We start from the raw sequence: 12,984 nt of genomic DNA, 5'->3' as shown, positions 1-12,984 counted from the left end.
TCCTCTTCATTGGGAATGGTAAATGTCAAATTCAATACATGACTTTCTATATTCTATAGATGCAATGGAAGATATAGAGGGGATTTGTCCGGGGAAGTATTCTGTCGGACAGGTAATTAGGATTATTAGAGACATTAGTGATCGATAGTTTATCGAAAACAGCACCTAATGTTCGGTTGGGAATAACATCTCCCCAAATTTTTAGCGAAAAATCAAAGCCAGCTTGTTTACTTGAAGCTTTATCGGTCTTAAAGATCTGCGTTTCTACTTTGCAACAGTTCTTCTTTTTCTTCTCCAGTCCTTTTTCCTTAGAAGCACAGATGGCACAAGGCGTATTGGTATTATGATTGATATTCGTTAAGGTTACTTCTTTCGTTGCGGTTCCCATACAAAAATGCGCATATTGAGCAAAGCCCGAGGACAAGATCAGGTAAACGAATGAGAGGAATATGACGAATAGTTTTTTCATAATACTTGGTGCAAAGCTAGCGCAATAGGCAACTTAGATTTTTATAACATTATGGGTAAATCTTGTAAAACTTTATGAAATTTGCACCGAGCTTCACCCTAATAAAGTGCCGTTACGTGATTATACCCTAGAAATGTACCACTTAATAAGATATCTTAACTTTTTCTTTTATGAGGAATATGACTTGCCGTAAAACAGCAATAAGAATACTTATTTAGCTGTAAAGTAAGCACTAGTATAAAATAGAAAAGCCGATGACCCGAAGTGAAATCATCCGACTGGAGATTACAAATCTGTCAATTTTGTCGTGCAAAAAATAAACAGTCACAAAAATTTGTTTTCATATCCGCACAAAATTATCTAGATTTGCATCAGTAACTAAAAAGCAACATATCCATGTAATAAATAATTTCTTTTTGCAAAAAATTAATGTGACGCATACTCCATGCGCACGATCGTTCATGCTAAAAAAAGAAATTATGCTTATTTTACAAAACATTTCATATATACATCAGAATAAAGATGTGCTGTTTCAGGACATCAGTCTAAGTTTGCAGGACAATAAAAAAGTTGCTTTGATCGGAAACAATGGTGTCGGAAAATCCACACTGTTAAAGATCATTGCGGGTGAATTAACCGCCGCTCATGGCCAAAAAAGTATTGATGGCACCTTATATTACGTGCCGCAGCTATTCGGTCAGTACAATCATTTAACGGTAGCGCAGGCATTAAAAATCGATCATAAGTTAAGTGCACTTCATGCCATACTTTCAGGAATTGTAACAGAAGAAAATCTAACTGTACTCGATGATGATTGGAACATTGAAGATCGATGCCAGGAGGCATTGTCTTACTGGAAATTAACGGATCTCGCTTTGGACCAAAAGCTAGACAGCCTGAGCGGTGGCCAGAAAACGAAAGTTTTTCTAGCAGGGATCAGTATTCACCAGCCCAAACTGATTTTACTCGATGAGCCAAGCAATCAGCTAGACGCCATGAGCCGTAAGCTGCTGTATCAATTCATCCGTTCTTCATCCAGCACGATGATTATCGTAAGTCACGACCGATCTTTGCTCAATCAACTCGATTCCATGTACGAATTGACCTCTTCTGGATTGATTTACTATGCCGGTAATTATGATTTCTATCTGGAAGAAAAGAAGATGAAACAAGAGGCCTTGCATCATGACATCAAACATGTCGAAAAAGAAATCAGAAAAACAAAGATCAAGGCGCGCGAGACCATAGAGCGGCAACAAAAATTAGATGCTAGAGGGAAGAATAAACAGCAGAAAGAGGGCGTTTCCCGAATCATGATGAATACCTTGCGCAATAATGCTGAAAAAAGCACCGCTAAAATAAAAGATACGCATCATGAAAAAAGTGCGGGTCTATCCCAGGAGTTGCAGAGCTTAAGAAAGGGAATTCCAGATATTGACAAAATAAAGTTTGGTCTAACGGACTCCAATTTACACGCAGGCAAAAAACTCTTTACCGTAAAGAAGCTGAATGGCAATTTTAATGGAAAGCCGCTTTGGAATACAAATTTAGATTTTGAAATCTCAAGTACAGAACGTATTGCTTTAAAAGGAGAAAATGGATCTGGGAAAACAACTCTTATTCAGATTTTGCTCAATAAGATCCATGATTACCAAGGTGAAGTGTATCGTGCAGCACATAAATCAGTGTACATTGATCAAGATTATTCCATGATCAACAATGATCTGACCATATATGATCAGGTACAGTTATTTAATGACACTAGCTTACAGGAACATGAGATCAAAATCAGATTAAATCGATTTTTATTTGGTAAAGACAGCTGGGATAAGCGATGCAATACCCTGAGCGGTGGAGAAAAAATGAGGCTATGCCTATGTTGCTTAACAATTCAGAATCTAGCACCAGATCTCATCATTATGGATGAACCGACTAATAACTTAGATATACAGAATATTGAAATATTGACTACCGCTTTAAAAACTTACCAGGGTACCATACTGGTCGTATCTCATGATGAGTACTTTTTACAGGAGATAAATATCGACCGAACAATCATGCTCTAGTTTATTTGGCATTATAAAAATTGGCTTTTCGACTCCACCTCAGACCTATTGTAAGTGGAGTCGAAAAGTTATCTTTTTCCTAAAGTAACGTATGATTACTGTACCACCACGCTTCATACAAAAATCTGGCATTGTTCTTTTATAGGCGGCATATCATGGATAAACTTCCTGAATTTTAAATAAATTGCTGGTTGCCGTCATTTTCTTAATCTAGATCAATAATATAAATAAAACAAGTACTTATCTTTAGCAGAAGAACGAGGCGTTCTCTGGCATGTGTTTATCAGTATCCCTAGCGATAACCTATTGAATATGGTTTTGCTGACACCAAAACTAAAATACATGACAACTGTTTCATACAATAAGATTTTAAAATAACATAGCTATGTCTAACATTGGTATTATTATAGAAGAACGGGCCGCAGATATCGGCAATTTTATGGTTGGTCGTTTATTGCCTTTTCGTCAAAAGCGAATGGTTGGGCCTTTTACTTTTATTGATCATATGGGCCCTGCGGCATTAAATGAATATGAAAACCTCGATGTCGGTCCACATCCTCATATTGGCTTATCAACCCTAACCTATCTCTTTGAAGGAGCAATTATGCACCGCGATAGTCTTGGTACCGAAATGGAGATAAAACCCGGAGCTGTAAACTGGATGACTGCGGGTAAAGGCGTAACCCATTCTGAGCGTACTCCCGAATACTTAAGACATACCGATAAAGTGTTACATGGCCTTCAGATCTGGGTAGCATTACCAAAAGAACTTGAAGAGTGCGAACCATCTTTTGAACATACCAATGCCGAAGATTTACCGCATTGGGAAGATGAAAATGGGGTCAGCTATACCTTAATTGCGGGTGAAGCCTTTGGAAAAAAATCACCTGTATCCGTATACAGCAAACTATACTTCATCGAAATTAAATCTAAAAACAAGGCAAAGATCAGCATCGGCAACGATTTATACGGCGAATCAGGTCTTTATATTTTAGATGGTACCATTACAGATAGCGGAACAACATTTGAATCTAAACATTTATTGGTCGCTAAAGATGCTAAATTATGTGAATTTGAAATCGGTGAAAATTCAAAAATCTATATTTTCGGAGGAGAACCTTTACCCGAGGAACGCTATATTTTATGGAATTTTGTGAGCTCCTCCAAAGAAAGATTAGAACAAGCAAAGCAAGACTGGATCAACAATAGATTTCCAGAAGTTCCGAATGAAACAGGAAATATCCCACTTCCAGAATTTTATTTAAACAAATAAACATCATGAATAGCGCTAAAGCTACTATCGGTATAGATAAATATAAAACAACAGTAACTGCAGGAAAAAACAGCATTATTGTAGACGAACCAGAAGAAAAAGGTGGTCTTGACCTCGGATTTCATCCGCAGCAGTTATTAGCGGCATCTTTGGCATCCTGTACAGCCATTACCTTAAAAATGTATACTGACCGAAAGGAATGGGATATTGGCCCTATCGATGTAGAAGTTGATATTGAACAGTCAGAAGATAAAAAAGAAACGAAATTTATCAGAAAAATTAGCTACAAAGGCAATCTTGATGATAAGCAGAAGGGGCGCATTGAAGCGATCGCCAACGCCTGCCCCATTCATAAAATACTCCTTTCACAAGTAACCGTCGAGACGCGAGTGATAGCGTAAAAAAATACCTCAAAAAGCTTTATAATTTAATTTATAAAGCTTTTTTGCTATCACGCTGTAACATTTTATGCTTTTCACATACTTATAGTGTATTAAAAACTTATTTATATGAAAAAAATATGCCTTATGGCTATCATAGCCTTTATCGTAGCCACCTTTACTGTTCACGCACAAGATAATACCGTGCTATGGAAAATATCAGGAAATGGATTAAAGAAAGACTCTTATTTATTGGGTACGATGCACATTATGTGTGAGGACGATTATATATTAAAAGATAAAGTTAAAAACCTAATCCCACTGGTAGATGTTGTGACTTTCGAAGTAAATCTTGCATCAGAAGAAAACAAAGCACTTATTCCTGAAATGATGAAGCCCGACACTAGTTTTCTGAAAGGATTAAGTCAGGGTGAACTATTAAAAATTGACAGCATTCTGATTTCACAGGGCCTATCCGTTAAAATGTTAGAGATGATGTCACCTGCTGTCTTTGTTTCTGTCTTGAGTTTAAAATCAATGAATTGCTCCGACCCTAGAAATGTAAAAACCATGGAGGCGGACATTCAGACATTAGCGGCGTCAGCGAATAAAAAAATAGATGATTTAGAAACACTGAAATTTCAGATCGACATGTTAAACAGCATGTTTAAGGCATCCGATTTACTAAAATACCTTGAAAAAATTGATGAAATGCCAGCTGTATCGAATAAGATGGTCACTGCCTACAAGGCCGAAAATTTAAAAGATTTGGAAACAGTAATTTATGACAGCAGTTATATGTCCAAAGAAGAACAAGCTGATTTCTTGACTAAGCGCAACAACAATTGGATCAACAAAATGCCCGCTAAAATGACGGAATCTTCACATCTATTTGCGGTCGGTGCAGGACATCTGGTTGGCAATGAAGGTTTATTGAAACTCTTAACTGCGAAAGGTTATAAGCTCACTCCTATCTTATAAAATATGGCGAAGAACAAAACAGTGCCCACAGATGAATCTGTTACGCAATTTATTGAACAGATACCTGACCAACAGAAAAGGGTCGACAGTTATAAGCTGATCGAAATTATGGAAGAGATTACAGCACAGCCCGCAACTTTGTGGGGACCAAGTATCATTGGTTTTGGCAGCTATCATTACAAATATGCCAGTGGCCATGAAGGTGATGCGCCTTTGGTCGGTTTTTCTCCAAGAAAACCTGCGATATCATTGTATCTCTATACCTGTGATGATGAACAAAAATACGATCTTGAGCAACTCGGGAAATATAAAATGAGCAAATCCTGTATATATGTCAAACGGCTTTCAGATATTGATGAAGCTATTCTCAGAAAGATTGTACAGGATGGTGTAGCAGCAGTAAAAAAAGAAATATAGTTAACAGTAAAAGGCGAAAGATAATCTTTCGCCTTTTTGATAGTTACCGTTGTGATACCAAGCTATTTTCATACAAGTCTGTACTTAAATTTGCAAAGGAGACGTCCCGATTTATGACAATAATACACCGCTATGCTTATCCCGATCGGGATGAGCATAGCGGTCATATCGTTAAAATATATACTTGGTGCTTAAGAAATTAGATCTATTTTCACTCACAATATCATTTAACAAATCTTTGTTGTGCTCTGTATTTTTAGTAGCAACTAATGATCGGATAGAAAAAGATCTTAGCGCATCGACAACAGACAACGTTCCTTCAGCACTATCTTTTCTTCCTGTAAATGGAAAAATATCCGGTCCACGTTGACATTGGCAATTGATATTTACACGACTTACCTGATTGACCAAAGGATCGATCAAAGAAGAAATAACAGCCGCATTATTACTAAATATACTCACCTGCTGTCCGTGAGAGGATCCGATTAAATATTCAATTGGTTCTTCCAGATCATCAAAAGGAACAACAGGAACAACTGGACCAAATTGTTCTTCACGGTATAATTTCATCTGCTCATTGACAGGATAAACAATAGCCGGATAAACAAATGACTCCAATACTTCACCACCATTCGGGTTGATCACTTTCGCTCCGAACTGCTTTGCATCTTCAATACACTCTGTTAAATAAGCTGGCTTATTCACTTCAGGAAGCGGTGTAAGTGCTACTCCACTCTCCCAAGGCATACCATACTTCAGTCGTGACACTTCTTCAGTCAGTTTTTTCAAAAATTCCTGAGCTAGACTACGGTGCACATATACGATTTTAATCGCAGTGCATCGTTGACCGTTAAAAGATAACGCACCCAATACTGTTTCTTTGACTGCAAGGTCTAAATCAGCATCACGGGTTACTATAGCCGCATTTTTGGCATCTAATCCTAGAATTGCACGCAGACGGTTCACTTTAGGATGAAGCTTTTTTAGCTCATCAGCAACTCTGCTTGATCCGATCAAAGTCAGCACATTGATCTTGCCAGATTGCATCAGTTGCGGTACGATTTTATTTCCTCTACCATAAATGGTATTGACAACTCCTTTAGGAAAACTAGAACGGAAAGCCTCTAACAACGGATAGTGTAAAAGAGTACCATGCTTAGGTGGTTTGAATAATAACGTATTACCCATGATCAAAGCGGGGATCAACGTTGTAAAAGTTTCGTTCAGCGGGTAATTAAAAGGTCCCATGCAAAGTACCACACCAAGTGGCGATCTTCTCACTTGGGCAATAATTCCTTGCTCGATTTGAAAGCGGGATGAATCGCGGTCAATATCCTTTAAAGCGTCGATAGTGGCATAGATATATTCTACGGTACGATCAAATTCCTTTACAGAATCTGCATACGACTTACCGATTTCCCACATAATCAATTTAACAACAGTATCCTTTTGCTCTAACATTTTATGTGTAAAACGCTCAACACAGGCAATTCTGTTGGCAACACTCATCGTCGGCCATTCGCCACGTCCGTTGTCAAAAGCATTTACAGCAGCATCTAATGCTTCCATCGATTCCTTAACTGTACATACCGGGTAGCTACCGATGCGCTTTCGCTGAAGTCCGTCTTTTGTCTGTATACAAATAGGCGAAAACACTTCGTTCACCTCTCCTGCCCAAGGAAGTAACGCTCCATTTGAAAGGAAAACACGTTGATCCAATTGTTCAGCTAGATTAAATTCTGACGGAATATCCGCTTCAGAATAAAAAATGCTCTTTAGGTCTAAGTTCATTTTTCTTTTTTAATTTACTTTATTTTAATGAAAAAGGTTAGTGGTAATGTTTGGAAAAACAGATTACTTTGATAAAAAAAATATATATTCCCTTATTACTCTATCATAAAGGTATACAATTAATTTAAATTTTGCTAATATAATTGTGTATTTATTACACTATCTATAACAAAGTTGATTTTTTTGAATTAAATCAGCATTTCAGATACCAATAAAATTGAAAGACAGTACTTAATCTTTTATAAATATAAATTGCTTTTGAATCTTTTAGCTAACATTCCTGAACCTTTGGCTGGATCGATATCAACAATTAAAACCCCCGCTTCTCCATACTGCTGATGCTTAACACAGGAACCATCCGGTGCAATTACAGCTGAAGCAGACTCTTGATAAGTGGAGGCATAATTGACACTGGCAAAGTAAATGGTATTTTCCTGGGCACGCATCATCATGGCCTTTTCATAATAGGGATTCTCCTTCGCTCCGAATGTATGATAGTGTTGACCTGTTTCATTACTGCCTGTTAGATGCGGATGAAACACGATATGAGCCCCATTGCATGCACTCCATCGCACAGATTCGGGGTAACGAAAACCTTCATGACAGATCGTTATTCCAAATTTTAATCCGTTTATTTCGAAAACCTTACGCGCTACTCCTGCTGTCCACAGTTCATCTTCGCTTGGATCAAGCTGATTTTTGGTCTGATAACCTAAAAGCTCACCCGTACCCGATATGACATAAGCCAAATTATAAATACAATCGGCAATATATCCGTCCATTGGCAATACAAGCGCAATCTTATGCGATTTTGCAATGAATTTTGCTTTTTCCAAAGCCATCTCTAATGCTTCAGGAGTACGGCTTTCAATAGCATAACCCATACCTGGATAGCCCGGTATAAATGATTCAGGGAAACAGATGATTTCCGCACCTCCACGTGCGGCATCGCCTGCGAATTTTTCGAGCAGTTGAAGGCCATGATCTATTGAACTAGGGAAAGGTGGTGATGCAAGTGCTATTTTCATAATCGTTGCTAATGGAAGATAATAGTTAACATGCTGAAGGTAATAAATATTCAGTAACAAAGGCTTACATAAATATAAAAAAAAATAAACCCTGATCGATTTATTACGTAAGAAAAACTTCTCCCTTTCAAGGACTTTTTACTCCCTTTAACAGACTTCCCGGATTAGCTTAACACACTATATTTGCCCAAACAGTAATATTATGTAGAACTATTCTTAATAATAGTTACCATAACACGAATCAAATGAAAGAAGAAAAAAATAAAAAAAGCGGTATCGCCCGTCTGCTTGAGATAGCCGGCCGAAAAAAGGGTTTATTATTTGTCTCAGGATTTCTATCCGTCATGCATGCCCTACTGAGCTTAGTGCCCTATGTGCTTGTTTTTTATATTATCCGTGAACTCACGAAGGAAAACATCAATTTCAGCTTAGTCAATACCTATATCATCTATGCTATTTTAGCGGCAATAATCAGTATGCTTGTATTTTTTCTATCAGGCGTATTATCCCATATCGCAGCGTACAATATATTATTTGAACTGCGTAAATTTATCACCGCTCAGGTCGGCAAACTACCCATGGGTTATCTCAATAACCGTAATTCAGGAACATTAAAAAAAATACTTTCTGATGATGTTGAACGCATTGAAAATTTTATCGCCCATCAAATACCCGATTTTGTAAAAGGTATCGCCTTACCCATCATTACTATTGTCTATCTTTTTTTTCAGGACTGGCGTCTGGCTGCAATCAGCTGTGTTCCACTTTTAGTTTTAGCCGTCATGTTGCCAAAAATGTACAGTGGAAGGAATAAAAAACTGATTCAGGATTATCATCAATCCTTAGAAGAAATGAATGCCGGTATTGTAGAATATGTCAGAGCTATGCCTGTCATGAAAATATTCGGTCAGTCTGCAGAAACATTTGATAAGTACGGCAACACCGTAAAACGGTTCAATAAATTTGTGGGCGAATGGGTTAAAAGCAGTACGCCCGGTTTCGCTATATTTATGAGTTTCACGAGCAATGCGATGTTACCGGTATTAGCTCTCGGACTCTATCTCTATTTTCAGAATGGTGTAACTCTTGCCACACTTCTCTTGTTCCTGATCTTAGGGACAGGATACATTAAGCCTTTATTTGCCCTCAATAATATGGGTATACAAATATCCATCATCAATCGTGGTGTTGAACAGATCGATGAACTGCTGTATACAGAACATTTACTTGAAAATGCAGCTGTACAGCACCCTATCGACTACTCCATTACATTTGAACATGTAAGTTTTGCTTATCAAGACAAAAACTGGGGACTTCAAAATATTAATTTTACAGTACCTGAAAAAACAATAACAGCTTTGGTCGGCCCTTCGGGGGCAGGAAAAAGTACCATCGGACAATTGCTCGCCCGCTTTTGGGATGTCACCAAGGGTGAAATACGTATCGGCGGTATTGATGTCAGAGATTATCCTACAGAACAGCTCATGCGTCTGGTTTCATTCGTATTTCAGGATAGCTTTATGTTTCAGGACTCTATGTATGAAAACATCTGTATGGGTATGAAAAAAAGCCGTGAAGAGGTTGAAGATGCGGCCAAAGCGGCGCAGATACACGATTTAATTTTGAGCTTACCCAACGGATACGATACCTTATTCGGACAGTCCGGTGTACACTTAAGTGGCGGTGAGCAACAGCGTTTTCAATTAGCCAGAGCTATTCTTAAAGATGCGCCTATCTTAATTTTAGATGAAGCAACAGCATTCGCTGATCCCGAAAACGAAATCAAAATACAACAAGCATTTAGTCAGTTGATCAAAGATAAGACGGTATTAATCATTGCGCACCGATTGAGTACAATTACAGATGCGGACCAAATATTAGTTTTTGACCATGGTGAATTAATCGATAATGGAAAACATGATGAATTACTGGAAAACAGCGCCTTGTATGGACGCATGTGGAATGCCCATACCAGAGCAAAGGAATTTGTGATCTAGTGCACATGGGTCATTTTGCCTCATAAAATTCCGCCTCCTCGTTCACATGATAAGGGCGATCATTCATTCAATTTATTACAGCATACAATAGAAATCAGTAAACATGATAAAGAACCTAAAATACGTTACCGCTTTTAACAGAAAAGATACGCGTAAAATCATACTTTGGGAAATACTCCATAGCCTGTTCATTGCCGCTCCTTCAGCAATTTTACTGGTCATCATATGGGAATTGTTTTCTCCTCAACCCGATGTACATAAAATATGGATGGTAGTAGGTCTTATGGCTGTCATGCTGGTCGTGCAATTTTTTATTGCATCGCAGTCGATGGTCAGATCCAACTTATGGGTCTATGACCTGTCCACAAAACTTCGTATTGCCTTAGGAAATCGTATCCAGAAATTTTCCCTTGGTTTCTTCAAACAACGTGATCCAGGGGAAATTGCATCCATTGTACTACAGGATGTATCAAATTTTGAAGGTATTTTTGGGCATAGCGTTGGAAACCTGGCTTCTGCTATTTTTGGAACCACGGTGCTTTCTATTTTCCTATTTATCTATGATTGGAGATTAGGTCTTTGTCTCTTAGCAGCATTGCCACTCATTTATCCCTTTTTATATTTGGCCAATTATTTCGTCAGCAAATTAGGGAAAAAACAAATAGCGGCCCGGAATACTGTTGAAGCAAAATTTTTAGAATACGTACAGGGCATACGACATTTAAAGTCTTATGGATTAACCGGTGAGAAGCATAAGGGATTGGAAAATTCATTTGAAGATCTGAGAAAAAAAAGTATCCGTATGGAGGCTATTCCCGGTCCGTTTGTTGTCACAGCAGGCATTGTTTTCGAGATCGGTTTTATTTTGATGGTCGCTTTAGGATTATACTATTTATCCAACAATACCATCACCATTCCCGTATTAATTACGTTCCTCATTATGGGCTATAACTTATACAACCCGCTTAAAGTTGTCATGGTCGATTATCTGGTACTTCGATACATGAATGAAAGTCTCAACCGTATTGTTGCTATTATGGAAACACCTACCATGGAAACGGGAGAAGAAGGTGTCCCCAATCGATATGATGTCGTATTCGACAATGTTAGTTTTGGTTATCAAAATAAGTTAACCGTTCAGAATCTGAGTTTTACTGTTCCTGAAAAATCAATGCTCGCTTTGGTAGGCCATTCTGGTTCTGGAAAATCAACAATTGCCTCGCTCATTGCCCGTTTTTGGGATGTAAATACCGGCGTCATTAAAATCGGCGGCATGGACATTCGCGATATTCATCAAGATCAGTATTATACACTCATCAGCGAAGTATTTCAAGATGTATATCTCTTTGACGACACTGTTTATAACAACATCAAAATTGGTAAACCAGACGCACCCCTTGAAGAAATTATTGATGCGGCCGATAAAGCACAGATACTGGATTTCGTATGGGAATTTCCGAAAGGGATGGATACCATGGTGGGTGAAGGTGGCAGTAAACTTTCAGGAGGTCAAAAACAGCGCATCAGCATCGCCCGTGCATTATTGAAAAATGCACCGATTATACTACTGGATGAAGCCACAGCAAGTCTCGATCCTGAAAATGAAATTTATATCCAGCATGCCATACAGGAACTCGTAAAAGCTAAAACCGTAATTGTAATTGCACATAAATTGGCTACCATTAAAAATGCAGACCAGATCATTGTATTGAATAATGGCGGTATTGCAGAAAAAGGAACACATGAAGCATTAGTACAACAGGATGGTATTTACAGAAAAATGTGGGAAATACAGCAGAAATCAAATGGATGGAAAGTGAATAAGGATAGCTAAGCTGAAGAATTTAGGAAAAAAAAGACCTCATGAATCATGAGGTCTTTAACACAATTTCACTGCATCAACTATTTAATTTTTATTATTTCTGAATAGACAGCTTGATCTCCAGCATTTGCCCGAACACCTACTCTGGCAAAAAGAGGTCCGCTTCCACTCACTTCTTTTAACTGGCTGAGATCTTCTGATAAACTGATCTCAGTTTTACCATCTTGATAATCCTTTCGGAAAATATTTGTGGCATCATCGACAAAGGCCGTACGGCTAACCAGCAGCATATAATAATTGACACTTGCATTGTCAAAAACCTTGTTGATTGTAAAACTGCTTGATAGCTTTTGGTTGGCATCTAAGGATAACTTGACATTCTCAATGGTGTAATAAGGAGTCACTTCATAATTGACAGTCGTGCTCCCTTTCAATTCAAATCGAACGGTATCGGTACTGTTTAACCAAGGGCCATTATTATTAGTGGCGATTAGTTTATACTTGCCATCAAAAATTTTAGACTTGAAACTTCCGTCTTGGCCTACGTAAACCTGAACTGGAGCATTGAGTTCAAATCCTTCTTGGTAAAGCTGTAATTTAACAACCTCACCTGTCCCTCTGACCCCAATCGGCTTTCCTTTATAGCTAACCTGCCCACTTATTGTCGAAGTAGGTTGGTCATAATTATCTTTACCACAAGCAGAAAACAGTAATGACAGTACAGTCATAATAATCAATATATTTTTCATATTCTTTGATT

11 protein-coding genes are annotated in these 12,984 nt (G+C 38.0%); 7 read left to right on the top strand and 4 right to left on the bottom strand.

What is annotated here, in order from left to right; genetic code table 11:
* Nucleotides 1-46 precede the first annotated feature (46 nt).
* Entirely contained in the window at nucleotides 47-469 is a 423-nt protein-coding gene (locus tag HCX49_RS06485) for an HYC_CC_PP family protein (protein WP_132839901.1), read from the bottom strand.
* A gap of 479 nt (nucleotides 470-948) precedes the next feature.
* Here HCX49_RS06485 and HCX49_RS06480 point away from each other — a divergent pair, with 479 nt between their 5' ends.
* The 5 genes from HCX49_RS06480 to HCX49_RS06460 all read left to right on the top strand — a co-directional run bounded on the left by HCX49_RS06480 (nucleotide 949) and on the right by HCX49_RS06460 (nucleotide 5,586).
* A complete protein-coding gene (locus tag HCX49_RS06480; RefSeq protein WP_168126551.1) occupies nucleotides 949-2,535 on the top strand; it encodes an ABC-F family ATP-binding cassette domain-containing protein in 1,587 nt (528 codons plus the stop codon).
* 385 nt (nucleotides 2,536-2,920) lie between these two features.
* Nucleotides 2,921-3,808: a pirin family protein gene (locus HCX49_RS06475; RefSeq protein ID WP_021188553.1), complete on the top strand. Its 888-nt coding sequence runs from the start codon at nucleotides 2,921-2,923 to the stop codon at nucleotides 3,806-3,808.
* Nucleotides 3,809-3,813: 5 nt separating this feature from the next.
* Complete coding sequence (locus HCX49_RS06470) at nucleotides 3,814-4,209, top strand: OsmC family protein (RefSeq protein ID WP_021188554.1); 396 nt, start codon at nucleotides 3,814-3,816, stop codon at nucleotides 4,207-4,209.
* Between the two features lie 108 nt (nucleotides 4,210-4,317).
* Nucleotides 4,318-5,169, top strand: a complete 852-nt coding sequence (locus HCX49_RS06465; protein WP_168126550.1) for a TraB/GumN family protein — start codon at nucleotides 4,318-4,320, stop codon at nucleotides 5,167-5,169.
* 3 nt (nucleotides 5,170-5,172) lie between these two features.
* Entirely contained in the window at nucleotides 5,173-5,586 is a 414-nt protein-coding gene (locus tag HCX49_RS06460) for a DUF1801 domain-containing protein (protein ID WP_168126549.1), read from the top strand.
* 171 nt (nucleotides 5,587-5,757) lie between these two features.
* On the opposite strand, the gene HCX49_RS06455 is transcribed toward HCX49_RS06460, so the two are convergent.
* Together HCX49_RS06455 and HCX49_RS06450 are read right to left on the bottom strand one after the other, a co-directional pair.
* Nucleotides 5,758-7,377 carry an NADP-dependent glyceraldehyde-3-phosphate dehydrogenase gene (locus tag HCX49_RS06455; protein ID WP_021188556.1) on the bottom strand — a complete coding sequence of 540 codons (1,620 nt, stop codon included), beginning with the start codon at nucleotides 7,375-7,377 and terminating at the stop codon, nucleotides 5,758-5,760.
* 239 nt (nucleotides 7,378-7,616) lie between these two features.
* A complete protein-coding gene (locus HCX49_RS06450) occupies nucleotides 7,617-8,405 on the bottom strand; it encodes a carbon-nitrogen hydrolase family protein (RefSeq protein WP_168126548.1) in 789 nt (262 codons plus the stop codon).
* A 245-nt stretch (nucleotides 8,406-8,650) separates the two neighbouring features.
* Between HCX49_RS06450 and HCX49_RS06445 the strand changes: the two genes are divergently transcribed.
* Nucleotides 8,651-10,402, top strand: a complete 1,752-nt coding sequence (locus HCX49_RS06445; protein ID WP_206368273.1) for an ABC transporter ATP-binding protein — start codon at nucleotides 8,651-8,653, stop codon at nucleotides 10,400-10,402.
* A 103-nt stretch (nucleotides 10,403-10,505) separates the two neighbouring features.
* Nucleotides 10,506-12,236: an ABC transporter ATP-binding protein gene (locus HCX49_RS06440; protein ID WP_168126547.1), complete on the top strand. Its 1,731-nt coding sequence runs from the start codon at nucleotides 10,506-10,508 to the stop codon at nucleotides 12,234-12,236.
* Between the two features lie 68 nt (nucleotides 12,237-12,304).
* On the opposite strand, the gene HCX49_RS06435 is transcribed toward HCX49_RS06440, so the two are convergent.
* Nucleotides 12,305-12,973 (bottom strand): DUF3823 domain-containing protein, encoded by a 669-nt coding sequence (locus HCX49_RS06435; RefSeq protein ID WP_132839912.1) that lies wholly within the window; start codon nucleotides 12,971-12,973, stop codon nucleotides 12,305-12,307.
* Nucleotides 12,974-12,984: the final 11 nt, after the last annotated feature.

Origin of the sequence: Sphingobacterium sp. B16(2022) (genome assembly GCF_012030425.1) — a bacterium.
Classification (GTDB): domain Bacteria; phylum Bacteroidota; class Bacteroidia; order Sphingobacteriales; family Sphingobacteriaceae; genus Sphingobacterium; species Sphingobacterium anhuiense.
This window is presented reverse-complemented; position numbering and strand designations above follow the sequence as displayed.

Excerpts from the sequence above, each read along its gene's own strand:
- HCX49_RS06485 (WP_132839901.1), bottom strand. The coding sequence starts at position 469 with ATGAAAAAACTATTCGTCATATTCCTCTCATTCGTTTACCTGATCTTG.
- HCX49_RS06480 (WP_168126551.1), top strand. The coding sequence starts at position 949 with ATGCTTATTTTACAAAACATTTCATATATACATCAGAATAAAGATGTG.
- HCX49_RS06475 (WP_021188553.1), top strand. The coding sequence starts at position 2,921 with ATGTCTAACATTGGTATTATTATAGAAGAACGGGCCGCAGATATCGGC.
- HCX49_RS06470 (WP_021188554.1), top strand. The coding sequence starts at position 3,814 with ATGAATAGCGCTAAAGCTACTATCGGTATAGATAAATATAAAACAACA.
- HCX49_RS06465 (WP_168126550.1), top strand. The coding sequence starts at position 4,318 with ATGAAAAAAATATGCCTTATGGCTATCATAGCCTTTATCGTAGCCACC.
- HCX49_RS06460 (WP_168126549.1), top strand. The coding sequence starts at position 5,173 with ATGGCGAAGAACAAAACAGTGCCCACAGATGAATCTGTTACGCAATTT.
- HCX49_RS06455 (WP_021188556.1), bottom strand. The coding sequence starts at position 7,377 with ATGAACTTAGACCTAAAGAGCATTTTTTATTCTGAAGCGGATATTCCG.
- HCX49_RS06450 (WP_168126548.1), bottom strand. The coding sequence starts at position 8,405 with ATGAAAATAGCACTTGCATCACCACCTTTCCCTAGTTCAATAGATCAT.
- HCX49_RS06445 (WP_206368273.1), top strand. The coding sequence starts at position 8,651 with ATGAAAGAAGAAAAAAATAAAAAAAGCGGTATCGCCCGTCTGCTTGAG.
- HCX49_RS06440 (WP_168126547.1), top strand. The coding sequence starts at position 10,506 with ATGATAAAGAACCTAAAATACGTTACCGCTTTTAACAGAAAAGATACG.
- HCX49_RS06435 (WP_132839912.1), bottom strand. The coding sequence starts at position 12,973 with ATGAAAAATATATTGATTATTATGACTGTACTGTCATTACTGTTTTCT.